The sequence below is a fragment of the Permianibacter fluminis genome (genome assembly GCF_013179735.1).
Lineage (GTDB): Bacteria > Pseudomonadota > Gammaproteobacteria > Enterobacterales > Permianibacteraceae > Permianibacter > Permianibacter fluminis.
This window is the reverse complement of sequence record NZ_JABMEG010000001.1, coordinates 3,186,736-3,211,606: the sequence shown is the minus strand read 5'-3', so window position 1 is coordinate 3,211,606 and position 24,871 is coordinate 3,186,736. Positions and strand designations below refer to the sequence as shown.

Below are 24,871 nucleotides of genomic sequence, written 5' to 3'. Positions count from 1 at the left end.
ATGTTCAGCTCAACCGTTTTCCAGGTCGCCCGTGTTGAAATGATCCTGCGGCTACGCCGACTCAGCACCCTCATCATGATGGTGTTGATGATGATCGGCGGCTTCTGGATGGTGCCGGATCCGGCATCGGGTTATACCGTGATCAGCTCCGGCAGCCAGCGTGTGCTGTATGACTCGCTGGCGATTGCGCTCGGTGGCAGCAGTCTGGCAACCATCCTGATTTCCCTGGCTGGCTATTACCTGATCAGCAACAGCCTTAGTCGTGATGTCCGGGTTCGGATGGGCGCGGTGTTGGCGGCAACACCAGCCAGCAGCAGTGCGCTGATACTCGGGAAATGGCTCGGCAATGCCGCGTATCTCGGCTGCGTTGTCCTGGCGATGATACCTGGCGGCATGCTGGTGCAGTTGCTGCGCGGTGAAGCGGCGATTAATGTTTTTGATTTTCTGGCGGTCTATGGCGTCATTTTCGTGCCGCAGGTGCTGTTTGTGTCGGCAATAGCCTTGTGGTTTGAGAGCGAGCGCTGGTTGCGCGGTCGCTTTGGTGATGTGCTTTATTTGTTTATCTGGGGCGGTTTGCTTTCAGCCACTATCAATGCGGGCGAGAGCAAATCGCTTTCCGGTTGGGCCGGCATGCTCGATGTGACTGGCATGGGCTTTATCGTGGTGCAACTGAGCACGCAGTTTGCGAGCAGCAATCTCAGCGTGGGGTTTGGCGACTTTGATAGCAGCTTGCCTCCGATTGCCTTGCACGGCCTCGATTGGTCGCTGGTGCTGGTCCGTTGTCTGGCATTGGTTCCGCCGATGCTGTTGTTGGCACTGGCCGTTTTCCGGTTTCATCGCTACAACCCGGACAAGGTCAAAGCCGATGCGGTAACCGCTGGTGTGGCCTGGTGGGCCGGCATCAATCGCCGGCTGCAGTTTCTGCGGCGTTTGCTGCGGCCGTTCTGGACCGTGTTGCCGAATTTGCCGGCGCCACTGGCGCACGTATTGTCCGATGTTTTGCTGACCTTGACGGCGACGCCGATTTGGCTGCTGCTGTTGCTCATCGGCAATATCGTCGCCTTGGTGGTGCCGACGGCCGATGTCGCCAATACGCTGGTTTTCAGCCTCAGTGCCGGCGCGTTGGCAACGGCCGAGCTGGGCGTGCGGGATCAGCAAACCGGCATGTGGCAGGTGCTGGCCGCCGCGCCGCGATTGCCCGAGCGTTTTCTACGTTGGAAGTTGGCTGGCGCGGTCTTGACCCTGCTGCTGTTTGTCGGTGTGGCGCTGGTTCGTTTGCTGATCGCCGATCCGGTTCAGGCGTTGACGTTGGTGGTGGGATTGCTGTTTTGTGCGGCCGCCACCGTTGCCATTGGTGTGATGTCACGCGGCAGCAAACTGTTTGCGGGTGGTTATCTGTTTTTGATTTACATGACGCTCAATGCCCACAGCGAACCCGGCTTTGATTTTGCCGGCATCAACAATGTGGCAACGGATGGCAGCCGCCTTGGGTATGGTATTGCAGCCGCCGGGCTGGTGCTGTTGGTGTGGCTGGTTCGGCGCTGGCAGCAGCGCTAGACTGCCGACCAGAGACAGAAACCAACGAGTAAAGGAATGAACTTTCGGCGCGCTAACGCAGCGGATATCCCGGCCATTTTCGAGATTCGTTTTCTCGTGAAAGAGAATGTGCTGTCCGATCCGAGCAAGGTCACGCCGCAGTTGTGCGAGGACTATCTCGACCGTCTGGGCCGTGGCTGGGTCTGTGAACAGGATGGCGCTATCGTTGGTTTTTCTTATGCCGCCAGCGCCGATGGCTCAATCTGGGCCTTGTTCGTCCGCCCCGGGTTTGAAGACCGCGGTATCGGTAGTCAGTTGCTGACGCTGGCGACCGAGTGGCTGTTTCAAAACGGTCATCAACAGGTGATCTTGAGTACCAGCATCAACACCCGCGCCGATCGGTTCTATCTGGCCAAAGGCTGGCAGCGTGGCGCGATGAAAAATGCAGTGGAAGTCAGCTACAGTCTGCCGCGACCGCCGACTTGAAGCTTCTGCTTCGTGACTTCAAGAAATAAAAAAGCCGGGCCACTTTCGTGGCCCGGCTTTTCTTTCAGTTTTTTTTTTGCGGCGCTAGCGGTCAACGCTCAGGCCGTTTGACCTTTCAGCGCCTGCACCAGCGGTTTGAACAGTTTCGGGTTGGCGCAAACAATGCCGTTGGCGCCGCCAAAATCGGTGCCGCCATTCATGTCGGTCACCAGACCGCCGGCTTCCAGCACCATCAGCGTGCCGGCGGCGATATCCCAGGTCTTGACGCCGTATTCCCAGTAACCGTCGAAACGACCGGCGGCAACATAGGCCAAATCCAGCGCAGCGCTGCCCATGCGGCGGATGTCACTGCAATTCGGGTAGACCGAATTGAAGCCGGCCATGTATTTGTCCATCGAGACGATGCCGTGGAACGGGAACGCCGTGGCCAGCAAGGCTTCTTCCAAACGGACTTTGCCGGATACCCGCATACGCTTGCCGTTCAACATGGCGCCGCCGCCGCGCGAGGCGGTGAACAGCTCGTCGCGGAGCGGATCGTAAATCAGGCCGTGTTCAACTTTGCCTTTGATCTGGGCGGCAATCGAGATGCAGAAATGCGGCAGACCGTGCAGGTAATTGGTGGTGCCATCGAGCGGGTCGATAATCCAGACGACTTCGTTGTCGCCTTGTTGACCGCTTTCCTCGGCGAGGAAGGCGTGCTCGGGATAGGACTTGCGGATGGTCTCGATGATGGCGTGTTCTGCCTTGTGATCGGCATCCGAGACAAAGTCGTTACGACCTTTGGCGCTCGCCTTGAGCTTGTCAAAATTCTCCATCGTGCGGAGCAGGCTGGAGCCGGCCGCGCGGGCGGCCCGTACGGCAATAGTAAGCAGCGGATGCATGGCAGAACCGTGTTGGAAAAGAGCGGAAAATTCGGGCGCGAAGAGTAGCAGAATCGGCCGCCGGCCGCCAATCGTGGTCGGCGGATTTCCGGCTGACCTGCTAGAATCCGCGACCTTCGTTCAAGATGGCCAGCCGGCCATCTGCCAGACCAGACCCGAATCCGACGGCCCGCCGTGCTCGACCAGATCCGCATCGTCCTCAGTCATCCCCAGCATTCCGGCAATATCGGCGCGGTCGCGCGGGCCATGAAAACCATGGGCCTGACCGATTTGCGGCTGGTCAATCCGCGCGACGCCATCGACGGCGAAGCCCGGGCCCGCTCCTGTGGCGGCCTCGATGTGCTGCTGGCAGCGCAAGTCCATGACAGTGTCGAGGCAGCCGTTGCCGGCTGTCGGACGGTCATCGGTACGTCGGCCCGCATCCGCGGCCTGCAGTTCGAGGTACTGAACCCGCGCCAGATTGCCGAACGGCTGCGCGACGAGCCGGGCGGTTTGCCGGCCGCGATTCTGTTCGGCCGCGAAGCGCATGGCCTCTTTAATGATGAGCTGGCGCTCTGCCATTACCACGTTTATATCCCGGCCAATCCGGACTACAGCTCCTTGAACCTGGCGTCGGCCGTGCAACTCATTGCCTATGAGCTGCGAATGGCGACCGTGACCGGCGCGGTGGTGCCGACCGAGCCCGGTGATCTGCGCGATCTGCCGGCGTCGGCCGAGTATATGGATGAGCTGTTTGTGCATATGCAGCGGGTACTGCTGCAGATAGAGTTCCTCAAACCGACCGCCTCGGAAAAGCTGTTCGAGCGGCTGCGCCGCTTGTACCTGCGGGCGCGGCCGAGCCAGCGCGAGGTCAATATCCTGCGCGGCATGCTGCGCGCGACCGAGGAAGCGACCGCAGCAGGCGGCGAGGCGACCGGTCCGGGCGATGCTGCCGATCAGAACGAGGACTGAGCATGTTTGGCCGTATTCGAGAAGACATTCGCAATGTGCTGACCCATGACCCGGCCGCGCGCAATGTCTTTGATGTGTTGACCAACTATCCCGGCTTGCAAGCCATCTGGTGGCAGCGGCTGACCAGCCGGCTTTGGCGCTGGAAGCTGCGCTGGCTGGCGCGCTGGCTGTCCGGCTGGGTCCGCTGGTGGACCGGGGTCGAGATCCATCCCGGGGCCAAGATTGGCCGGCGGGTGTTAATCGATCATGGCATGGGCGTGGTGATTGGTGAGACCGCCGAGGTCGGCGATGACTGCACCCTTTATCAAGGCGTCACGCTGGGTGGCACCAGTTTGAATCAGGGCAAACGTCACCCGACCTTGGGCAAGGGCGTTGTGGTCGGCGCCGGCGCCAAGGTGCTGGGTTCGTTCTTTGTCGGCGACGGTGCCCGTATCGGCTCCAATGCTGTCGTCGTCCGGGAAGTGCCGGCCGGCGCAACCGTGGTTGGCATTCCGGGCAAGGTGCTCGGCGCCGACGAGCGCAAGGCCGATGGCTTCCAACCTTATGGGGTGGACACCAGCATGCGCGACCCGCTGTCGCCGGCGCTGGCCAGCCTGCTGCAACACATCACCGCCACCGATGCCCGGATGCGTCTGCTCGAGACCACGTTGCGCAGCAACGGCATCCGGCTGGACTGTGCAGAGCTGCCGTCCCTGGACAAACGTGCCTTCCAGCCATTGTTGGATGAACACGATGCCAACGGCATCGATTACTTCATTTGATGAGGTTTGTTTTTCAATTTATTGATTCATATAGAAAATGAATCCAGATTTGCGGTGGCGGGCGGGAATATTCCGGCGCTTTAGATAATTTACTAAAACACTCGGTCTTTTGTATAATTGCCCCAGTTGCCCGCTCGGGCATTCCTGCCGGTTGGATATCATGAAACTGAGCACCAAAGGCCGTTACGCCGTTACCGCCATGCTGGATCTTGCGCTGCACCATGACGAAGGTCCGGTGGCGCTGGCCGAGGTTTCGGCGCGACAAGGCATTTCGCTGTCCTACTTGGAGCAGTTGTTTGCCCAGCTGCGCCGCGAAGGGCTGGTCACCAGTGTCCGTGGTCCCGGTGGCGGTTACCGGCTTGGCCGCAGCGCCGACGCCATCAATGTGGCCGAGGTCATTACTGCTGTGAACGAAAACATCGACGCCACCCGCTGTGGCGGCACCGGCACCTGTGACGAAGGCGAAGAGTGCCTGACCCATCGGCTCTGGCTCGATCTCAGCAACCAGATTTACAACTTTCTGAGCGGTATCAGCCTGGCGCAGGTCGTTGCCCGGCGCGAGGTCCAGCACATTGCCGAACGTCAGCATCGGCGTGATGCAAAAAGCGATAACGCTCGTATCGATAGTGCGCGACTGATCGCGATTGAATTGGAAGAATCCACGCCAGCCGTCGCCAAGCGCGGCGTTGCTTCTGGCGTTTGAGGCGGAGTTTGATGCTCATGCAAGCGGTAACCCCTATGAAATTGCCGGTTTATCTCGACTACTCGGCGACCACGCCGGTTGACCCGCGCGTCGCGGAAAAAATGATGCAATGCCTGACCGAGGATGGCCTGTTCGGCAACCCGGCTTCGCGCTCGCACAAGTTCGGCTGGCAAGCCGAAGAAGCGGTCGAAGAGGCGCGCCAGTTTGTTGCGGAACTTATCAACGCCGATCCGCGTGAAATCGTCTGGACGTCCGGCGCGACCGAATCGGACAACCTTGCTATCAAGGGCGTGGCCGAGTTCTACAAGGACAAGGGCAAGCACATTGTCACCTGCAAGACCGAGCACAAGGCCGTGCTGGATACCTGCCGCTATCTGGAAGGGCAGGGCTATGAGGTGACTTATCTGGATCCGGAGCCGAATGGCCTGATTGATCTGGCCAAGCTCGAAGCCAGTTTGCGTGCTGACACCATTCTGGTGTCGATCATGCACGTCAACAACGAGATTGGCGTCATCCAGGATATCGACGCCATCGGCGCCATGACTCGCGCCCGCGGCATTCTGTTTCACGTCGATGCGGCCCAATCAACGGGCAAATTGGTCATCGATGTCGAAAAGACTCCGGTTGATCTGATGTCACTGACCAGTCACAAGACCTATGGCCCGAAAGGCATCGGCGCGCTCTATGTGCGCCGCAAGCCGCGTGCCCGTATCGCCCCGCAAATGCACGGTGGTGGTCACGAACGTGGCATGCGTTCGGGCACGCTGCCGACCCATCAGATCGTCGGCATGGGCGAAGCCTATCGTTTGGCCAAACTGGAAATGGCGGCAGAAAACGAGCGCGTGCTGCAATTGCGTCACAAGCTCTGGAACGGCATCCAGGATCTGGAAGAAGTGCATTTGAACGGTGATGCCGACCGCCGGGTCGCTGGCAACCTCAATGTCAGCTTCAATTATGTCGAAGGCGAATCGCTGATCATGGCGTTGAAAGATCTGGCGGTATCGTCGGGGTCGGCCTGTACCTCGGCCAGCCTTGAGCCGTCGTACGTGCTGCGCGCGCTCGGTCGTTCCGATGAGCTTGCTCATAGTTCGCTGCGTTTCACCATCGGCCGCTTCACCACCGAAGCGCAGATTGATTTTGCCATTGCGGAAATTCGCAAGGCCGTCACCCGCTTGCGTGAGATGTCACCGCTGTGGGAAATGTACAAAGACGGGGTCGACCTCTCCACAGTCGAGTGGGCTGCGCACTAAGAACGCGCAAACGTCGGAGGTGTTTGAGGCGGCGTGAAATGTCTCGGCACTTCCGGGAAATGTACAAGGATGGCGTCGACTTGAGCCAAGTCGAATGGGCCGCGCACTAAGCCGGTCTTTGCACTGAATCAGGCGTTGCTCGAAACAGAATTCATGCTTTACGAGGTGTACCATGGCATACAGCAATAAAGTCATCGATCATTACGAGCATCCGCGCAATGTCGGCTCGCTCGACAAGAACGACAGCGATGTCGGTACCGGCATGGTCGGTGCGCCAGCTTGCGGCGACGTCATGAAGCTGCAGATCAAGGTCGGCAAGGATGGTCGCATCGAAGATGCCAAGTTCAAGACCTATGGCTGTGGCTCGGCGATTGCGTCGTCGTCGCTGGTGACCGAGTGGGTCAAGGGCAAGACGCTCGACGAAGCTGCGCTGATCAAGAACACCGATATCGCCCAAGAGCTGGCCTTGCCGCCGGTCAAGATCCATTGCTCGGTGCTGGCCGAAGATGCCATCAAGGCAGCGGTGGCCGATTACAAAGCCAAGCGCGAACAGACCCAGAACTGAGCGAACCGGTTGAGGAGCGAGCATCGTGGCCATCATGTTGTCGGATAGCGCAGCAGATCGGGTGCGCAAGTTTTTGGCCAATCGCGGCAAAGGCTTTGGCGTCCGCCTGGGCGTCAAGACGACCGGCTGTTCCGGTCTGTCCTACGTGCTGGAATTTGTCGATGGCATCAATGAAGAAGAAGACGCCGTGTTCAATGACAAGGGCGTCAACGTCATCATCGACAAGAAGAGTCTGGTCTATCTCGATGGCACCGAACTCGATTTCGTCCGCGAAGGCTTGAACGAAGGTTTCAAGTTCAACAACCCGAACGTCAAGGGTGAGTGCGGTTGTGGCGAAAGCTTCACTGTCTGAATGTTGAACCCGCTGTGACTGCCAACGATTACTTTGCCCTTTTCGGGTTGTCGCCGAGTTATGCGCTTGATCGCGATGACTTGACTCGCCGTTACCGCGAGTTGCAAAAGGCGGTGCATCCTGATCGCTACGCCAACGCCGGTGAAAGCGAGCGGCTGATGGCGGTCAGCCAGGCCGCGCGCATCAACGATGCGTTTCAGACCCTGCGTGATCCGGTCAGCCGGGCCCGCTATTTGTTGCAGCAGCATGGCGGCAACTGGCAGGACGAACAAACCATTCAGGACAAGGCGTTTCTGTTCGAGCAGATGGAGCTGCGTGAAGAGCTCGAAGGTCTGCACGCAGATCGGGAACTGGCGGCGCTGGAAGCGTTTGCCACGCGCGTTCGCCAGCTGGAGCAGATGCAGGAACAGAAGCTGGCGCGTGAATTTGCCGACCTCATGCATTTGCATCTAGTCCAGGGCCGTACCGAAATTCAGAAACTGATGTTCTTCCGCAAGTTGCGGGAAGAAACCGAATACGAAATCAACGCAGTGCTGGATGAAGCCTGAGCGAATCGCGGTGACGCATTCGTGATCAGGCGCTGACTGTGTTGCCCCTGTGCGAGTAGGCGAGTGCTGATTGCCGATGGATTGTTCCGCCGGCAGATGCCGCCACCGTATTGGGTTTGACGAGGAAGGCCATGCCGCTTTTACAGATTGCCGAACCGGGCATGAGCACCGCACCGCACCAGCATCGGCTGGCTGCCGGTATTGATCTGGGCACAACCAACTCTCTGATTGCCAGCGTCCGCAGCGGCAGCGCCGAAACGCTGGCTGATGAAAGTGGCGAGCACCTGTTGCCGTCCGCTGTGCGTTATCTTGCCGATGGCAGTGTCCAGGTGGGCCGCCTGGTGCGTGACAGCGCTGCCGAGCATGCCGCCAACACCCTGCTGTCGGTCAAGCGCCTGATGGGCCGCGGTATGGCTGACATCCATCAGTTGACCGGCCACGCCACTCACCAATTTGTCAGCACGCCGGATGGCCTGCCGGCCTTTGTCACGGCGGCCGGTCCGCGCACGCCCGTGGAAGCATCCAGCGAAATTCTGAAAGTGTTAGCACGCCGCGCCGAAGCCTCGCTCGGTGACAGCCTGCAAGGCGTTGTCATTACCGTTCCGGCGTATTTTGATGACGCCCAGCGACAAGCGACCAAAGATGCGGCGCAGCTCGCCGGACTCAATGTGCTGCGCTTGCTGAACGAGCCAACCGCCGCCGCTGTTGCCTACGGTCTCGACAGCCGGGAAGAGGGCGTTTTTGCCGTTTACGATCTCGGCGGTGGCACCTTTGATATTTCCATTCTGCGCCTCGCGCGCGGCGTGTTTGAAGTGCTGGCCACCGGCGGCGACAGCGCGCTTGGCGGCGACGATATCGATGGGGCGTTGGCGCTGGTGCTGGCCGCTGCAGTGAATCAGGATGCCAATGCCGACAGCAAGACGCTGCGCACCTTGTTGCAATTGGCCCGGCACGTCAAAGAGTGTTTGAGCATTCAGGAAACCGTGACGGTCAATGTGCTCGGCAAGGGCGATGTCGCGGTAAGCCGCGAGCAGCTGAAGCAACTGGCGGAGCCCTTTATCAAGCGCACGATGCAGGCCTGCCGTCGCTGCATTCGCGATGCCGGCGTTCAGCTTGACGAGATTCGCGAGTGCGTGCTGGTCGGTGGTTCGACGCGGATGCCGGCGGTACGTGAGGCGGTCGCAGCGTTTTTTGGTCGCGACGGATTGACCACCATCGATCCGGATAAAGTGGTGGCCATTGGTGCCGCCATTCAGGCCAATGTACTGATCGGCAACAAGAGCGAAAATGATCTGCTGTTGCTCGATGTCATCCCGCTCTCGCTCGGTTTGGAGACGATGGGCGGTATCGTTGAAAAAGTGATTGCGCGCAATACAACTATTCCGGTGACCCGGGCCCAGGAGTTCACCACGTTTGCTGACGGTCAAACGGCCATGAGCATTCACGTGGTACAAGGCGAACGGGAACTGGTTCAGGATTGCCGGTCGCTGGCCAAATTTGAGTTGCGCGGCATTCCGGCGATGGTCGCGGGTGCGGCCCGTATTCGGGTGAGCTTTCAGGTCGATGCCGATGGTTTGCTCAGTGTCTCGGCGCAGGAGACGCATACCGGCGTTCAGGCCTCGGTGCAGGTCAAGCCTTCATATGGGCTCAGTGACAGCAGTATTCGGGAAATGCTGGAAGCGTCGATGCAACACGCTCGCGAGGATATGCAGGCGCGGCTGCTGCGCGAGCAGCAGGTCGATGCCGACCGGGTGTTGGTGGCGCTACGGGCCGCAATGCGCAGTGATGGCGAATTGTTGAGCGCGACCGAACGCGAGGCCTTGCATGTCGCCATGCAGGTGCTGGAACGGACTGCTGCTGGTGACGATGTCGCCGCGATCAAATCGGCGATTGCCGAGCTGGATCGACAAAGTGCCGCATTTGCTGCGCGCCGGATGGACCGCAGCATTGCGGCGGCGCTGGTTGGGCAATCGCTCGAGCAGCTGTAATATATTTTTGCCGACGGCGACAGCGTTTTGTTGCCGTGGCTTCAGGTACGGATTGCTATGCCAAAATTGACGTTTCTTCCGCATCCGGAACTCTGCCCGAACGGCGCGACCGTTGAGGCAAAATCGGGTGAAACCATTCTTGATGTCGCGCTGCGCAACAAGATTGGTATCGATCACGCTTGCGAAATGGCCTGCGCCTGCACGACCTGCCATGTGGTGGTGAAGCAGGGCTTTCAGTCGCTGGCGGCAAGCGACGAAGACGAGGACGATCTGCTCGATCGCGCATGGGGTTTGACGCCGGTGTCGCGGTTGTCGTGTCAGGCCAAGGTGGCGGAGCAGGATCTGACGATCGAGATCCCGCGCTACACCATCAATCTGGCATCGGAACGGCATTGAGCAGACGGGGAGCAGGTTATGGCACTGAAATGGACTGATGTTCTGGAAATCGCCATCGCGCTGTCGGACCGCCATCCGGACGTGGACCCGGCCTTTGTCAATTTCGTGGACCTTCGCAACTGGGTTCTGCAACTACCTGATTTTGCGGACGATCCGGCCCGCAGTGGCGAGAAAGTACTGGAAGCCATCCAGCAAGCCTGGATTGATGAAACTGACTGAAAACCTTTTCCCTTTCCGCTTGATTTCCGGAAGAAAATCCGTAAGATAGCGGCCTCTTCGCGATGGGTCGGTAGCTCAGTCGGTAGAGCAGCGGACTTTTAATCCGTTGGTCGCGAGTTCGAATCTCGCCCGACCCACCATTTATTCGAGCAAAAACGCTGGCAATTGCCGGCGTTTTTTGTTTTCCAATCCGGTAAAAACAGGCTCTTGGCCCGCCGCGCAGCGGACGCTGGCCGTGATTGGTCAAAAATTATCCGGCCGTATTCCCAGCTCCTTGCCTTGATTTGAACACGCGTCCGCGTTGTTCCGCTGGCACCAATTTGCCGGGGCAAAATCCGCTTGGCCGGTAAATTGGAAATGCTATTATCGCGCTCGCCGCGCAAGTTTCCTGCGCAAATTCAGGCACCAGTACAGCCATAGAGTAAAGGTATTTGAGTATGTCGAATCGCGAAAAAGGCACAGTGAAGTGGTTTAACGACGAAAAGGGTTTCGGTTTCATCATGCGGGAACAGGGTGGCAACGACGTGTTCGTGCATTACACCCAAATTCGCGCTGATGGCGGTCGCCGTTCCTTGGTGGACGGCCAGCAAGTCGAGTTTGTCGTCGGCCAAGGCCAGAAAGGCCTGCAAGCCCAGGACGTGACGGTGGTCTAACCGCGTTCGATGTCACTATAAAAACGGCCGGCTTTGCTGGCCGTTTTTATTTCTGCCGATAAACATCCGGTTACGGTGGGAACCACGTGTTGCCGGCTGACGGCGTATAATCCCGCAACCTGATGCTAGTCCGCTCCGGATACCCTCATGAGCGCCGTGCCTGAAGCCATTCGGCTGGAGATCCCAGCCACCTTGCCGCCGCGTGATTTCAGCGCCGTGGAACGTACGCAATTGCGCGAGCGCATCAAGCAGCAGTTGCGCGCTGAAGATGCCGTGCTGGTGGCGCATTACTACACCGACCCCGACTTGCAGGAGCTGGCCGAAGAGACCGGCGGCTGTGTGTCGGACTCACTGGAAATGGCCCGATTTGGCAACCGTCATCCGGCGTCGACGGTGATTGTCGCCGGCGTCCGCTTCATGGGCGAAACGGCCAAGATTCTGAATCCGGAAAAGCGCGTTCTGATGCCGACATTGCAGGCGGAATGTTCGCTTGATCTGGGTTGTCCCGCTGACCAGTTCGCTGCGTTTTGTGATGCCCATCCGGATCGCACGGTCATTGTCTATGCCAACACGTCGGCGGCGGTCAAAGCGCGCGCCGATTGGGTGGTGACATCCAGCATTGCCGTCGACGTGGTGGAATACCTGAGCGAGCGCGGTGAGAAACTCATCTGGGCGCCGGACCGAAATCTCGGCCGTTATATTCAGGAAAAAACCGACGCTGACATGCTGCTGTGGAATGGCACCTGTGTCGTACACGACGAATTCAAGGCCAAAGCGCTGGCGCAAAGCAAGGCCATGTATCCGGATGCAGCCGTGCTGGTACACCCGGAATCACCGGAGTCGGTCATTGCGCTGGCCGACGCGGTCGGCTCGACCTCGCAGTTGATCAACGCAGCCAAAACCTTGCCGCACAAACAATTGATTGTTGCCACCGACGGCGGCATTTTCTACAAGATGCAACAGGCGGCACCGGACAAGGAATTCATCATTGCGCCAACTGCCGGTGCCGGTGGCAGTTGCCGGTCTTGCGCGCACTGTCCGTGGATGCGGATGAACGCGCTGGACAATCTGGCTGCCGTGTTTACGGAACCGGGACACGAAATCACGGTCGATCCGGCGGTGATCCCCGGAGCACTGCAATCGCTGCAACGCATGCTGGATTTTGCCCAGCAGCGTGGTGTGCGTTCGGTGGGGCGTGCCTGAGCTGATTTTTTTGCAAACCGCTATTCCTCGTTAACGGATGGAGCAGAACCCATGAAGCAACTGATTGCCGCGGTCGCCCTGGTGTTGAGTTTCTCGGCGGCAGCTGCCGATACCGAGCTGCAACAAGCGCTGGCGGGAAGCCATCGTGAACCGGCCAATGTTGCCCGCGATGGCTTCCGCCATCCGGCAGAGACCTTGGCGTTTTTTGGCCTCAAACCCAATCAGACCGTGGTCGAGATCTGGCCCGGTGGTGGTGGCTGGTATACCGAGATTCTGGCGCCGTATTTGAAGGCAAATGGCAAATTCTACGCTGCCCATTTTGATCCCAATTCGACCAGCGACTATTACAAGAAGAACCTCGCGGCTTATCAGGCCAAGCTGGCGGCCAAGCCCGAGATTTATGGCAAGGTTGAGCTGACGGTATTCAATCCGCCGACGCAGCTGGCCGTGGCGCCGGCCGGCAGTGCCGATCTGGTGCTGACTTTCCGCAATGTCCATAACTGGTGGATGCGGGGTGGCGGTGATGCCAATGTACAGGCCTCTTTCAAGGCCATGTTCACCGCGTTGAAGCCGGGTGGCGTGCTCGGTGTTGTCGAGCATCGCCTGCCGGCCGCTCGGCCCGACAGCGATCAGGAAAAAAGTGGCTACATGCACGAAGCCTACGTGATCAAAATGGCGGAAAGCGTGGGTTTCAAGCTGGCGGCGAAATCCGAGATCAACGCCAACAGCAAGGACAACGCCGATCATGAAAATGGCGTTTGGGCTTTGCCTCCGACGTTGACCAACGGCGATAAGGACCGGGAGAAGTATCTCGCCATTGGTGAGAGCGACCGCATGACGCTGAAGTTCGTCAAGCCGGGCAAATGATGGCTGGCACGTAAATGCAAGAAAACAAAAGGGCGCCGCTGGCGCCCTTTTGTTTTGCTGCTGCGCTGCCTGTCGTGCAACCGACGCGGCAGGCAACACCGCAGCAACAGGACCGGCGAAATTACAGCTCGGTCTTGAACGGATTGGCTTTTTCTTTCGCCACCGGCTGTACATTGGTTTTGTCGCCGGCTTCACCGAGCCGCATGCGCAGGCTGAGGTCGGTTTTCGATTCGGCGTAGAACAGCGCATCTTCCCGGGTGATCAGGCCGCCCTTGTACAAGTCATAGAGCGACTGGTCAAACGTGCGCATGCCGTCGACATAGTTTTTCTCAATTGCTTTCGGCAGGTCTTCCAGAAAGCCTTTCTGAATGATCTCGGCAATATCTGGTGCCATCATCATCACTTCGGCGGCCGGCATCCGGGCACCGGTACCGGATTTGACCAGCCGCTGCGAGACGATACCTTTCAGTACCGACGACAATTCCTTCATCACATGGCCGCGCATGTCTTGCGGGAACAGGTTGCGGATCCGGTCCAGCACTTGCCGGCAGTTGTTGCCGTGAATGGTGGCCAAGACCAGGTGGCCGGTCTGGGCGTAATTCAGTGCATGCTCCATGGCTTCGGAGTCGCGGATTTCACCGATCAGGATCACATCGGGTGCTTCCCGCATGGCGTTCTTCAGCGCGTAGTGAAAGCTCTTGGTGTCAACGCCGATTTCGCGCTGGTCGACAATTGACAGCTTGTGGTCGTGAAGGAATTCGATCGGATCTTCGATGGTCAGAATGTGGCCGGTTTCACGCCGGTTGCGGTAGTCAATCAGCGAGGCGAGCGTGGTCGACTTGCCTGAGCCGGTCGGGCCGCAGATCAACAGCAGTCCGACCCGCTCCATGATCAGGTTCTTGATGATCGGCGGCAGCTTCAGCGTGTCGATATGCGGAATATTGGACTTGATGTGGCGCATGACAATACCGACTTCGCCGCGCTGCTTGAACACGTTGACGCGGAATCGCCCAACGCCATCGGCAGCCAGCGCGAAGTTCATTTCCCAATTTTCTTCGAACTCTTTGATTTGGCCGGGGTCCATCAGCGCGTAAGCAATTTCCTTGATCGCGCCCGGTGGCAGTGGGCCGGATCCCATCGGCGTGGAAACGCCTTCGATTTTCATGTGCGGCGGCGCGCCGGTGCTGAAGAACAGGTCGGAAGCGTTCTTTTCGGCCATCAGGCGCAATAATAATTTGATGTCCACTTGTTGTTTCCGGAATGAAGGGTGGGGAAAGCCAACGGAATATAGCAAAGGAAAGCCAACAGCCGTTATCTGTACGAGCGTTTGTTATCGGTCGAATCCTGACCTGTGGGCAAAGCGTTTGCCAAGCCGGGGTCGAATGGGTAAGCTAGCGCGCCTTTTCCGACCCCCCACGTTTGGGCTGGTCGTCTGGAAAAGGGCGCTGATTGGCCGCATTGATCAGCGTATAGCAGTGAGATTCAGGAGAGGTGTCCGAGTGGTTGAAGGAGCACGCCTGGAAAGTGTGTATACGGTAACCCCGTATCGCGGGTTCGAATCCCGCTCTCTCCGCCATATCTCATTTGTTGCCGCCTTCAGTTAGTACCCAGCCTCAATTCGGCTTCAGCCGGTCCCGGCTACCGTTCAATGGCGGTCTGCAGGGTGCCCGCGCGACGCTAGACGGTGAACCCCGCCAGGCCCGGAAGGGAGCAACGGTAGTCGTTGATGCGTGCGCCGCGGTCGTGCTCTGCAGGCTGCCACCCATTTCCCCGTTTCAGTCTCCTTCAATCATCTAGATCGGTGTGATCGTCCGTTAGTGGCATATTGCTAGTCGCTGATGCCTGCGCCGCAGTCGTGCACTGCTGGCTTTGCGCTGCTATCGGCCACCAACCACGACCTCGCCCGTGGTAGCATTCGCGCCTCGCTGTAGTCACCTCGGCCGTTGTCTAAACCATGACATATCAGGTACTTGCACGGAAATGGCGGCCTCGCCGCTTTGACGACATGGTCGGTCAAGGCCATGTGCTGAAAGCCCTGCAAAGCGCGCTTGGCCAGCAGCGTCTTCATCATGCCTATCTGTTTACCGGCACTCGTGGGGTCGGCAAGACCACCGTCGCCCGGATTTTCGCCAAGTGCCTCAACTGTGAGCTTGGTGTCTCGGCGACGCCCTGTGGCCAGTGCGCGGCCTGTCAGGAAGTGGATTCCGGTCGCTTTGTCGACCTGATCGAAGTCGATGCCGCCTCGCGGACCAAGGTCGAAGATACCCGCGACTTGCTCGACAACGTCCAGTACCTGCCGACCCGTGGCCGCTACAAGGTCTACCTGATCGACGAAGTGCACATGCTCTCCAACAGCAGTTTCAACGCGCTGCTGAAAACGCTGGAAGAGCCGCCGCCGCACGTGATGTTCCTGCTCGCGACCACGGACCCGCAAAAACTGCCGGTGACGGTGCTGTCGCGCTGCCTGCAATTCCATTTGAAGGCGTTGACTCCCGAGCAGATCGTTGCCCGGCTGAGCCACATCCTGAAAACCGAAACCGTGCCGTTTGAAGAGTCGACACTGCCGCTGGTGGCGCGCGCGGCCAACGGCAGTTTGCGCGACGCCCTCAGCCTGCTGGATCAGGCCATTGCCCACGGTCAGGGCCAACTGAAAACGGCCGATGTTCGCGACATGCTCGGATTTATCGAGCACGCCTCGCTGGCGGAATTGGTCAATGCCTTGTGTCAGTGCGATGTCGCTGCCGTGATGCAGGCGGTCGCCGCAATGGAAAGTTTTGCCCCGGATCACGAGGCGGTCTTGGCGGAGCTGCTGAGTTTGCTGCACGGTGCTGCCGTGGTGCAGCAGTTGCCGCAAAGCAGTTATGCCGAACAGGCGCTTTGCCGGCAGTTGGCCGGTGCGCTCGGCGCTGCCGATATTCAGCTCTACTACCAGATTGCCTTGCACGGTCGGCGCGATTTGCCGCTGGCACCAAGCGGCCGGGAAGGGCTGGAAATGACGTTGCTGCGGATGCTGGCCTTTCGCCCGGTAGGCGAGGGCGAACGCCGCGCCGCGCCCGTTGCCACGACGTCGGCAGCGGTGACGAAAACCGCTGTCACGGCAGCAAGCGTTACGTCAGTAACGACCAGCACCGTTGCAAATTCTGGCAACAGCATTGCCGAAGCTCGCGCGCCGGCGCTCGATACACCGGCTGTTGTCACCGCTGTGGTGACCGAAGTCCCGGCGACCGCAGAAAAAATGCCAGTCGCAGCTACGGTTGCGGTGAATCCGACAGCGACAACCGCGACTGCCAGTGCCAATACCAGTGCTGCGTCGGTTGCCGAGCGTGCACCAAGTGCACTGAATCCGGACAACTGGCATCACGCCAGCCTCGTGCAGCTGGGCAATCAATGGCTCGACTGGATTGATGAAATGAAGCTGGTCGGGCTCGCTGACAATCTGGCGCGCAATACCGCGCTGGTGCGCTGCGACGGCGAGCGCTTTACCCTTGCTGCCGACAGCCAGCGCATGGACATGCTGACGCCCGCGCGGATGAAAGAAATCGAAACCGGATTGTCCAGCTTGCTGGACCGTTCCATCACGCTGGTGCTGACCAGTGACATGCCCGCAGGTGCCATGACAGCACGTGATCTGGCCAGCCAGCGCGCGGCAGAAAAACAGGCCTCGGCGGCGGCGTCATTGCAGGGCGATCCACGGCTGAACGAGCTGCTGAGTCTCAGTCAGGGCCGGTTGCTGCCGGACACCATACGGTCTTTGCACTGATCGCGCAGAGCCGTTGAAAAATCACCTTGAGTTGAAAAATTATCTTGAGTCAATTTGCAAAGAGGACATCACCATGAAAGGCGGATTGGGCAATCTAATGAAGCAGGCGCAAGACATGCAAGCCCGCATGCAGAAAGCGCAACAGGAGATTGCATTGCTGGAAGTGACTGGCGAATCGGGCGCGGGCCTAGTCAAGGTCACCATGAACGGCAAACATGATGTCAAGCGGGTCGAGCTGGACGACAGCCTGATGAAGGAAGACAAGGAAATGCTGGAAGATTTGCTGGCAGCGGCCATCAATGACGCCGTCCGCAAAGTGGAAGCGACCTCCAGCGCCAAAATGAATTCGCTGACCGCCGGTATGGCACTGCCGCCCGGCTTCAAGATGCCGTTCTGATTTCGTACCGGGCTTTTGCTGTAGGAGCGGCCTTGGCCGCGATTGTTTTGGAACGAATCGCGGCCAAGGCCGCTCCTACAAGCCCTCTTTCACATTGAGCGCCGCGCTGTAAATGGAAAGCAGTCCTCTTATCAAGCAACTGGTTGACGCGCTGCGCGTGCTGCCCGGTGTCGGCAACAAATCGGCAACGCGGATGGCGTATCAGTTGCTCGATCGCAACCGTGCCGGTGGCCGGCGTCTGGCCGATGCCTTGACCAAGGCCATGGACGGCGTGCGCGACTGCCAGCGCTGCCGTACCTTCAGCGATGAAGAAGTCTGTGCCATTTGCCGCGATCCGCGCCGTGATCCGGCGCTGCTTTGCGTAGTTGAAACCCCGTCCGATGTCTATGCCATCGAGCACACCGGTGGCTACCGTGGCCGCTATTTTGTCTTGCGTGGTCATTTGTCGCCGCTGGATGGCGTCGGCCCGGAGCAAGTCGGCTTGCCGCAATTGATCAAACGCCTGAAAGAAGGCGAGGTCAGCGAACTGATTCTGGCGACCAACCCGACCGTCGAAGGCGATGCCACGGCGCACTACATCCGCGATTTGTGCGAAAACCTGCCGCTGACCATCTCCCGCATTGCCCACGGCGTGCCGCTGGGTGGCGAGCTGGAGTTTGTCGACGGTGGCACGCTCGCCCATTCGTTTGCTGGTCGGCGGCCGTTCAAGTAATTTCGAGACGCGAGTGCCGCGATGACCGATGCCAACCCGACATTCACGCCGATGAACCCGCTCGAACAGGCGCTGGTCGATACCCAGAATGGTCGACTGTTGCCGGCTGCCTTTTTTCCGCTGCTGTGCGACAGTCAGGTGTTCATTCTGATCGATAGAGAGATCCCGGAAGGTGGCAGCTGGACGCCGGATATTTCCGTGCTGGTACTCAACAGCCAATCCGGCATTCCGGTGGTAGCGATGTTTACCGCGCCGGAGCGCTCGGTGGCCTGGCTGCAGCGGGCGCCAGCGTTCAAGTTTGGCTTGCAGATCGATTTTCGCTGGTTGCTGAACGGCATCGCGGATGGCGCCGGCATTGTGCTCAATCCGGGGGCCGCAGTCGGCGTCGAATTGCCGGCCAATCTGGTCCAGAAACTGAAGACGCAGGCCCAACAGGCGTCGACGGCCAAGGGCAGCGCGCCAACGCTCAACTGAGCCGCCGTTTGTACAGCAGCATTGCGGCCTTCGCGACCGTTTACTCGACGCTGCTAGCCAGCTTGGGTCGCCAGCCGATTGTCGATTGCCAGCGTTCGGTCGTCAGAGTTCGGTCGTCAGAGTTCGGCCGTCGAGTATCGCCGTTTCCCTCAGGCTCTTGAAAAACCGTAGGCCGGCCCCAAATAGCCGGCAGCGCCGCGGCTCTCGCCACGGCATTTTCTGATCCCCTTGTTTTACGGAGCCACACCATGTCCGTTGCCGCGACCCGCGAAACTCGCCGTTTTGAAACCGAAGTTAAACAGCTGCTGCAGCTGATGGTGCATTCGCTGTACAGCAATAAAGAAATTTTCCTGCGTGAGCTGATCTCCAATGCCGCCGATGCTGCCGACAAGCTGCGGTTCAAGGCCTTGGCGCAACCGGAGTTGCTCGGCACCGACAATGATCTGCGTGTTCGGCTGGTGGTCGACAAGGCGGCCGGCACGCTGACCATCAGCGATAACGGCATTGGCCTGACCCGCGACGAAGCGGTCCAGCATCTGGGCACGATTGCCAAGTCAGGCACGGCCGAGTTTCTGAGCAAACTGTCGGGTGACCAGAAGAAAGATGCCAACCTGATTGGCCAGTTTGGGGTCGGTTTCTATTCGGGTTTTATCGTCGCCGATCGCATCACGGTGCGCAGTCGGGCTGCCGGCGCGCCGGCCGACCAGTCGGTGCAGTGGGAGAGTGCGGGTGACGGCGAATTCAGCGTCGAGACCATCAACAAGGAAGAGCGCGGCACCGATGTCATTCTGCATCTGAAGGAAGATCAGAAAGAGTTTCTGGAAGCCTGGCGTCTGCGCCATCTCATCCACAAATACTCCGACCATATCGCCATTCCGGTGCAATTGCCGCAGGAAAACGACGAAGGCGAACCGACCGCGGAGTTTGAAACCGCCAACAAGGCCACCGCGCTGTGGACGCGGGCCAAGTCCGAGATTTCTGACGACGAGTACAAGGCGTTCTATCAACACATCGCGCATGACTTTGAAGATCCGATGGCGTGGACGCACTCCAAAGTCGAAGGCAAGCACGAGTTTACCTCGCTGTTCTACATTCCGGCGCGGGCGCCGTATGACTTGTGGAATCGTGATCGGCCGCGCGGCGTCAAGCTGTACGTCAAGCGCGTGTTCATCATGGATGACGCCGAACAGTTCCTGCCGATTTACCTGCGCTTTGTCCGGGGTGTGCTCGATTCGGCGGATCTGCCGCTTAACGTCTCGCGGGAAATTCTGCAGGACAGCGCAGTTACCGACACGCTGCGCAAACAGGGCGTCAAGCGAGTACTGAGCCTGCTGGAAGACATCGCCCAGAAAGAGCCGGAGAAGTATCAGAAATTCTGGGACGAATTCGGTCAGGTGCTGAAAGAAGGTCCGGCCGAAGATGCGACCAACAAGGATCAGATCGCCAAGCTGCTGCGCTTTGCCAGCACCCACACCGATACTCCGGTGCAGAACATCGCGCTGGCCGATTACGTCAGCCGGATGAAGCCGGAACAGAAAGCGATTTACTACATTTCGACTGACAGTTTTGCCGCCGCCAAAAACAGTCCGCACCTGGAAGTGTTCCGCAAGAAAGGGGTGGAAGTGTTGCTGCTGACCGACCGTATCGACGAGTGGATGCTGAGTTATCTGCACGAGTTCGATGGCAAGCCGCTGGTGTCGGTGACACGTGGTGAGCTCGATCTGGGCGGGCTGGAGAGCGAAACCGAAAAAGCGATTCAGAAAGAAGCCGGGTCGCAGGCCGCCGGTCTGGTGGCGCGAGTCAAGGCGGTGCTGGGCGAGCGGGTGAAAGAGGTGCGGGTCACTTCACGGCTGACCGATTCACCGGCGTGCGTCGTCGGTGAGCAGCAGGACATGGGTTCGCATATCGCCCGCCTGCTGAAACAAAGCGGTCAGGAAGTACCGATCATGAAGCCGGTATTCGAGATCAATCCGGCGCACCCCTTGATGCAGCGCCTGGATCGCGAAGCCGATGAAGCGCGGTTCGCCGATTTGCTGGAGCTGATGTTCGATCAGGCGCGGCTGGCCGAGAGCGGTCAGCTGGAAGATCCGGGCAGCTACAGTCTGCGGCTGAATCGTTTGCTGTTGAGTTTGCTGGCCCATTGAGGGGCGCTGCCGGCGTTGCCGACATTAGCCTGATGACAAGGCCCCGTTAATCGGGGCTTTGTCATTCCTGCGGGCGCATTGCTGTGCTGTGGTAGCCGTGTCATGCCTTGAGCCCGCGCGTGTAAGCAGCGGGCCAAACAAAACAACAAATTCTGGCGCCGGTTCAACGATGTCGGCAGCGTTCTCGGCTATGCTTTTGCCCAGAGACATCAGTGCCGGTTGGGAGCTCGCTCTACCACTATGGCCATTGCCACCACCTTGCGCCGCTTTCTGACCGCCAATGGCGTTGGCTTTCAGGAACACATTCATCCCCGCACCGACACCCTGGAAGAGGCGGCTGCTAGCTGTCAGGCGCCGGCAGGTCAGTTCGCCCGGGCAGTTCTGCTCAGCGATGGCGTCCAGTTGCTGATGGCCATCATTCCCTTGAACAGCGTGCTGGACCTCGACAAGGCCGGCAAGCTGCTGGGCCGGACGGTGCAACCGCTGACCCGGGCTGAAGCCGATCGCCGCTTCTCCGATTGCGAACCCGGCTCGCACCCGCCTGTCCCTGAGCCTTACGGACTGCGCGCGGTGATCGAAGAGGCGCTGCTGCGCCACGACCGCATCTGGTTTGAGGCCGGCGCCCATACCGCGCTGATTTCGGTGAGCGGCCAGTCCTACGGTTTTCTCTGTGGCCGCGCGGTCAAAGGCACGATTTCGGCCGTGGTGCCGGTGGCGCCGGCACCGTGCGGGCTTGATGGCGCCGACCTGAGCCAGCAAATCGCCCGGCTGAATTTGCCGTCCGATGCCGAGGTGCAGAAAAAACTGGAGCAGGTTTACCGGCTGCCGGCGATTCCGGCGGTGGCGACCCAGATTCTGCAGCTTGTCAGTGATCCGGATTCGACCGCCAAGGATCTGTCCGAGCTGGTCGAGATGGACCCCAGCATCGCGGCTCAGGTCATCCGCTACGCCCGGTCGTCCTTCTTTGGCTACCGGGGCAATGTCGACTCCATTCAGACCGCCATTACCCGGGTGCTGGGGTTCGACATCGTCAGCAATCTGGCGCTGGGCATCGCTGCCGGCAAAGTGTTCAAGCTGGCAGCGGACGGTCCGCTCGGGCTCGACAATTTCTGGCGCCATGCGGTGTACAACGCCGCCGTGGTGCAGGGCCTGACCCGGCTGCTACCGCGTGCGCTGGGCATCAAACCCGGCACCGCTTACCTCTGCGGCCTGCTGCACAACTTCGGTGTGCTGCTGCTCGGCCATCTGTTCCAACCCGAATACTTCCTGCTCAACAAGATGTGTCTGGCCAATCCCGGTTGCGGTTTGCCGGCCATCGAGCGGCGCATTTTGTGTGTCGGCAGTTCGCAAAAGCTGGTCAGTCTCGGTCACGCCAATCTTGGCAGCTGGCTGATGAACCACTGGAAAATGCCGGAGGAAGTGGTCGAGGTCACCGCCCACCACCATGACGACGACTACAAAGGCAGTGCCGCCGCTTACGTGCAACTGGTTCGGCTCGCCAATGCGCTGCTGGCCCGCGATGGCATCGGCGACATCACCGATCAAACCCTGCCGGCCGATGCGCTGGCGGTGCTCGGCATGGACGAGGCGACCGCGCTGCAACTGTACGCCGACGTTCGCGCCCACTCGGAAGAGTTGGATCGGATGGCGCGACTGATGTCCGGTAGTCGCGACGAGGGTGCCAACTGAGCCGGCAATCAGCCCGGAAGCGTCACCCGTACGTAGGCAAAAAGTCTTGCTGGATTAAACAGTTAGAGCTGATTTTTACTTGCCGCAAACGGCGTCGGGCGGTAAAGTGCGCGCGGTTCGGTCGCCGTGTGCGGCCGGCGCCACTTATCACTGTCAGGGTTCGTTACCCATCGCCCTGATGGACTTTCTTCTGCTCTGTGGAACAGAGCCTTGGAGCAATTGATGCGTATCATTCTGTTGGGCGCCCCGGGTGCGGGCAAAGGAACGCAAGCGCAGTACATCAAGGAACGGTACGGCATTCCGCAAATCTCAACGGGCGATATGCTGCGCGCCGCAGTCAAGGCGGGCACCGAGCTCGGCCTCAAAGCCAAATCGATCATGGATGCCGGCCAACTGGTGACCGATGATCTGATCATCGCGCTGGTCAAGGATCGGCTGACCCAGGACGATTGCAAGAACGGTTATCTGCTCGACGGTTTCCCGCGCACCATTGTTCAAGCTGACGCCATGCGCAGCAACGGCATCCATGTTGATCACGTAATCGAGTTCGTGGTCGATGACGAAGAGATCGTCAAGCGTTTGTCCGGCCGCCGCGTGCACGCCGCGTCGGGCCGGGTCTATCACACCGAATACAATCCGCCGAAAGTGGCCGACAAGGATGACGTCAGCGGCGAGCCGCTGATCCAGCGCGACGATGACAAAGAAGCCACCGTCCGCAAACGTCTCGAGGTTTATCACACCCAGACCAAACCGTTGATCGATTACTACCGTAATTGGTCGGACCGCGGCGGCGACCATTCCCCGAGCTATATCCGGGTGGAAGGTGTCGGCCCGATGGAAGAAGTCCGTGATCATATCTTCGAGGCCCTGGAGGCACAGTGACCGATTCAGTCGTCGCTAGCACCGACCCCACAAAAGGCGCCAACTCGGCGCCTTTTGGTCTTCTACTGGTCAACCTGGGTTCGCCAGACGAACCAACCACCGGCGCCGTTCGCCGCTACCTGAAAGAGTTTTTGTCAGACCCGCGCGTGGTTGATGCGCCGCGCTGGCTGTGGTGGCTCATCCTCAACGGCGTGATTCTGAATATCCGCTCGAGCAAAGTCGCCAAACTCTACCAAAGTGTTTGGCAAGACGATTCGCCGCTGCGCGCCATCAGCCGCCGTCAGGCCGGTGCGCTGCAAACCGAATTGCGCGCGCTGCTCGGTCGCGATATTCCGGTTGCTGTTGGCATGACCTATGGCAACCCGTCACTGAAAGCCGGCTTGCTAAAACTGCGGCAGGCGGGTGTCAGTCGGGTGCTGGTCTTGCCCATGTATCCGCAGTTTTCCGGCGCTACCACCGGCGCGGTTTTTGATGGCGTTGCCAGTGCGTTGAAACCGTGTCGGCATCTGCCCGAGCTGCGCATGGTCAAGGACTATCACGATCATCCCGGCTATATCGCCGCACTGGCCGACAGCATTCGCGCTCACTGGCAGCAACACGGGCGCGGCCAGACGCTGGTATTTTCCTATCACGGCCTGCCGCAACGTTTCGTCAAACTTGGCGACCCGTACGCAGCGCAATGCGAACGCACGACGCAAGCTGTCGTCGCGGCGCTGCAACTGAAAGCGGGGGAGTGGCAGCATTGCTATCAGTCCCGCTTTGGTCGCGAGCCCTGGTTGCAACCGTATCTGGATCAGTGGTTGGACGAGCAGGGCAAGACCGGACTGAAATCTGTTGATGTGATTTGCCCGGGATTCGCTGCCGATTGTCTGGAAACGCTGGAAGAAATCGCCGAGCGCGGCAAGCATGCCTTCCTTGAGGCCGGCGGCGAGCGACTGCACTACATTCCGGCGCTGAACGATAACCCTGAACATATCCGTTTTCTTGCGCAGCTCGTGCAAGAGCAAGCAACGGCAGGTTGGATAGGTTGATGCACCCACAATTGCGCTCTGCCTTCGAGCAAGAAATGCTGGCCGCTCAAGCGGCCTATCGCCGTGGTGAATGGCGCGAAGCGTTTCGCCTGCTGGAACGCGCCCACATTCTCGGCCAGCACCACGCCATCGCTCACACCCGCACCCATATCTGGTTTCTGAAAACCGGCTGGCAGCGTCGCGATGCCTGGGAAATCATCGGTCAGGTGATTCGCATCATCGGCGGTTTTATCGGTTCATTGATTGGCAAGGTTCCCGTCGGCAATACCGGCGGCGCCGATGTCAGCGCATTTGCTGAAATGCCCATTCCGGATGATCTGCGCGAGATTCTGATCAAGGACGAAACCTCGTGGCAAGGGATCGTCAGGGCGCGGGAGCGGGCGGCGCAGAAACGATAATCTCAGCTGCGGGTTGTTGTGTATT

The 24,871-nt window shown here is 59.4% G+C and carries 26 protein-coding genes, 2 tRNA genes and 1 other RNA gene; 27 read left to right on the top strand and 2 right to left on the bottom strand.

Translation table 11 applies throughout. From position 1 onward, the window contains the following. Positions 1 to 1,557 carry an ABC transporter permease gene (locus HPT27_RS14010; RefSeq protein WP_172244547.1) on the top strand — a complete coding sequence of 519 codons (1,557 nt, stop codon included), beginning with the start codon at positions 1 to 3 and terminating at the stop codon, positions 1,555 to 1,557. 36 nt (positions 1,558 to 1,593) lie between these two features. After that, positions 1,594 to 2,022, top strand: a complete 429-nt coding sequence (locus tag HPT27_RS14005; protein WP_172244545.1) for a GNAT family N-acetyltransferase — start codon at positions 1,594 to 1,596, stop codon at positions 2,020 to 2,022. A gap of 98 nt (positions 2,023 to 2,120) precedes the next feature. Here HPT27_RS14005 and HPT27_RS14000 read toward each other — a convergent pair whose 3' ends face one another. Next, on the bottom strand, positions 2,121 to 2,903 hold the full coding sequence (locus HPT27_RS14000; RefSeq protein WP_172244543.1) for an inositol monophosphatase family protein: 783 nt from the start codon (positions 2,901 to 2,903) through the stop codon (positions 2,121 to 2,123). 174 nt (positions 2,904 to 3,077) lie between these two features. Here HPT27_RS14000 and HPT27_RS13995 point away from each other — a divergent pair, with 174 nt between their 5' ends. From HPT27_RS13995 to HPT27_RS13930, 14 genes are all read left to right on the top strand, one after another. Then, the gene (locus tag HPT27_RS13995) at positions 3,078 to 3,854 is read left to right on the top strand and encodes an RNA methyltransferase (RefSeq protein WP_172244541.1); all 777 of its coding nucleotides are present in this window, start codon (positions 3,078 to 3,080) and stop codon (positions 3,852 to 3,854) included. Between the two features lie 2 nt (positions 3,855 to 3,856). After that, positions 3,857 to 4,615, top strand: coding sequence for a serine O-acetyltransferase (gene cysE, locus HPT27_RS13990; RefSeq protein WP_172244539.1), 759 nt, complete (start codon positions 3,857 to 3,859; stop codon positions 4,613 to 4,615). 160 nt (positions 4,616 to 4,775) lie between these two features. Next, entirely contained in the window at positions 4,776 to 5,318 is a 543-nt protein-coding gene (gene iscR, locus HPT27_RS13985; RefSeq protein ID WP_172244537.1) for a Fe-S cluster assembly transcriptional regulator IscR, read from the top strand. Between the two features lie 35 nt (positions 5,319 to 5,353). Further along, complete coding sequence (locus HPT27_RS13980; RefSeq protein ID WP_172244535.1) at positions 5,354 to 6,568, top strand: IscS subfamily cysteine desulfurase; 1,215 nt, start codon at positions 5,354 to 5,356, stop codon at positions 6,566 to 6,568. A gap of 172 nt (positions 6,569 to 6,740) precedes the next feature. Then, on the top strand, positions 6,741 to 7,133 hold the full coding sequence (gene iscU, locus HPT27_RS13975) for a Fe-S cluster assembly scaffold IscU (protein WP_172244533.1): 393 nt from the start codon (positions 6,741 to 6,743) through the stop codon (positions 7,131 to 7,133). A gap of 34 nt (positions 7,134 to 7,167) precedes the next feature. After that, positions 7,168 to 7,485, top strand: a complete 318-nt coding sequence (gene iscA, locus HPT27_RS13970; protein ID WP_211198059.1) for an iron-sulfur cluster assembly protein IscA — start codon at positions 7,168 to 7,170, stop codon at positions 7,483 to 7,485. Positions 7,486 to 7,499: 14 nt separating this feature from the next. Next, complete coding sequence (hscB, locus tag HPT27_RS13965; protein WP_172244529.1) at positions 7,500 to 8,033, top strand: Fe-S protein assembly co-chaperone HscB; 534 nt, start codon at positions 7,500 to 7,502, stop codon at positions 8,031 to 8,033. Positions 8,034 to 8,164: 131 nt separating this feature from the next. Beyond that, positions 8,165 to 10,021: a Fe-S protein assembly chaperone HscA gene (hscA, locus tag HPT27_RS13960; protein WP_172244527.1), complete on the top strand. Its 1,857-nt coding sequence runs from the start codon at positions 8,165 to 8,167 to the stop codon at positions 10,019 to 10,021. A gap of 57 nt (positions 10,022 to 10,078) precedes the next feature. Further along, entirely contained in the window at positions 10,079 to 10,417 is a 339-nt protein-coding gene (gene fdx, locus HPT27_RS13955) for an ISC system 2Fe-2S type ferredoxin (RefSeq protein ID WP_172244525.1), read from the top strand. Positions 10,418 to 10,435: 18 nt separating this feature from the next. Next, the gene (iscX, locus tag HPT27_RS13950) at positions 10,436 to 10,636 is read left to right on the top strand and encodes a Fe-S cluster assembly protein IscX (protein WP_172244523.1); all 201 of its coding nucleotides are present in this window, start codon (positions 10,436 to 10,438) and stop codon (positions 10,634 to 10,636) included. A gap of 64 nt (positions 10,637 to 10,700) precedes the next feature. Beyond that, a tRNA-Lys gene (locus HPT27_RS13945) sits at positions 10,701 to 10,776 on the top strand. Between the two features lie 297 nt (positions 10,777 to 11,073). Beyond that, on the top strand, positions 11,074 to 11,289 hold the full coding sequence (locus HPT27_RS13940; protein WP_172244521.1) for a cold-shock protein: 216 nt from the start codon (positions 11,074 to 11,076) through the stop codon (positions 11,287 to 11,289). 147 nt (positions 11,290 to 11,436) lie between these two features. Then, positions 11,437 to 12,492, top strand: coding sequence for a quinolinate synthase NadA (gene nadA, locus HPT27_RS13935; RefSeq protein ID WP_172244519.1), 1,056 nt, complete (start codon positions 11,437 to 11,439; stop codon positions 12,490 to 12,492). Positions 12,493 to 12,543: 51 nt separating this feature from the next. Continuing rightward, positions 12,544 to 13,359 carry a class I SAM-dependent methyltransferase gene (locus tag HPT27_RS13930; protein ID WP_172244517.1) on the top strand — a complete coding sequence of 272 codons (816 nt, stop codon included), beginning with the start codon at positions 12,544 to 12,546 and terminating at the stop codon, positions 13,357 to 13,359. 121 nt (positions 13,360 to 13,480) lie between these two features. Here HPT27_RS13930 and HPT27_RS13925 read toward each other — a convergent pair whose 3' ends face one another. Next, positions 13,481 to 14,605, bottom strand: coding sequence for a PilT/PilU family type 4a pilus ATPase (locus tag HPT27_RS13925; protein ID WP_172244515.1), 1,125 nt, complete (start codon positions 14,603 to 14,605; stop codon positions 13,481 to 13,483). A gap of 239 nt (positions 14,606 to 14,844) precedes the next feature. Between HPT27_RS13925 and HPT27_RS13920 the strand changes: the two genes are divergently transcribed. The 11 genes from HPT27_RS13920 (at position 14,845) to HPT27_RS13870 (ending at position 24,846) form a co-directional block, all read left to right on the top strand. Further along, positions 14,845 to 14,935, top strand: a tRNA-Ser gene (locus HPT27_RS13920). Positions 14,936 to 15,017: 82 nt separating this feature from the next. Continuing rightward, positions 15,018 to 15,114, top strand: an RNA gene (gene ffs / locus HPT27_RS13915) — signal recognition particle sRNA small type. A 199-nt stretch (positions 15,115 to 15,313) separates the two neighbouring features. Next, positions 15,314 to 17,119 (top strand): DNA polymerase III subunit gamma/tau, encoded by a 1,806-nt coding sequence (gene dnaX / locus HPT27_RS13910; protein ID WP_172244513.1) that lies wholly within the window; start codon positions 15,314 to 15,316, stop codon positions 17,117 to 17,119. A 73-nt stretch (positions 17,120 to 17,192) separates the two neighbouring features. Beyond that, the gene (locus HPT27_RS13905) at positions 17,193 to 17,516 is read left to right on the top strand and encodes a YbaB/EbfC family nucleoid-associated protein (protein ID WP_172244511.1); all 324 of its coding nucleotides are present in this window, start codon (positions 17,193 to 17,195) and stop codon (positions 17,514 to 17,516) included. Between the two features lie 112 nt (positions 17,517 to 17,628). Next, a complete protein-coding gene (gene recR / locus HPT27_RS13900) occupies positions 17,629 to 18,228 on the top strand; it encodes a recombination mediator RecR (protein ID WP_172244509.1) in 600 nt (199 codons plus the stop codon). 21 nt (positions 18,229 to 18,249) lie between these two features. Continuing rightward, positions 18,250 to 18,702, top strand: a complete 453-nt coding sequence (locus HPT27_RS13895) for an SseB family protein (protein ID WP_172244507.1) — start codon at positions 18,250 to 18,252, stop codon at positions 18,700 to 18,702. Between the two features lie 248 nt (positions 18,703 to 18,950). Then, a complete protein-coding gene (gene htpG, locus HPT27_RS13890) occupies positions 18,951 to 20,846 on the top strand; it encodes a molecular chaperone HtpG (RefSeq protein ID WP_172244505.1) in 1,896 nt (631 codons plus the stop codon). 240 nt (positions 20,847 to 21,086) lie between these two features. Further along, positions 21,087 to 22,535 (top strand): HDOD domain-containing protein, encoded by a 1,449-nt coding sequence (locus HPT27_RS13885; protein ID WP_172244503.1) that lies wholly within the window; start codon positions 21,087 to 21,089, stop codon positions 22,533 to 22,535. 222 nt (positions 22,536 to 22,757) lie between these two features. After that, the gene (gene adk, locus HPT27_RS13880; protein WP_172244501.1) at positions 22,758 to 23,417 is read left to right on the top strand and encodes an adenylate kinase; all 660 of its coding nucleotides are present in this window, start codon (positions 22,758 to 22,760) and stop codon (positions 23,415 to 23,417) included. Continuing rightward, a complete protein-coding gene (gene hemH, locus HPT27_RS13875; protein ID WP_172244499.1) occupies positions 23,414 to 24,448 on the top strand; it encodes a ferrochelatase in 1,035 nt (344 codons plus the stop codon). The genes adk and hemH overlap by 4 nt, the downstream gene beginning before the upstream one ends. Continuing rightward, a complete protein-coding gene (locus HPT27_RS13870; RefSeq protein WP_172244497.1) occupies positions 24,448 to 24,846 on the top strand; it encodes a DUF3703 domain-containing protein in 399 nt (132 codons plus the stop codon). The genes hemH and HPT27_RS13870 overlap by 1 nt, the downstream gene beginning before the upstream one ends. Positions 24,847 to 24,871: the final 25 nt, after the last annotated feature.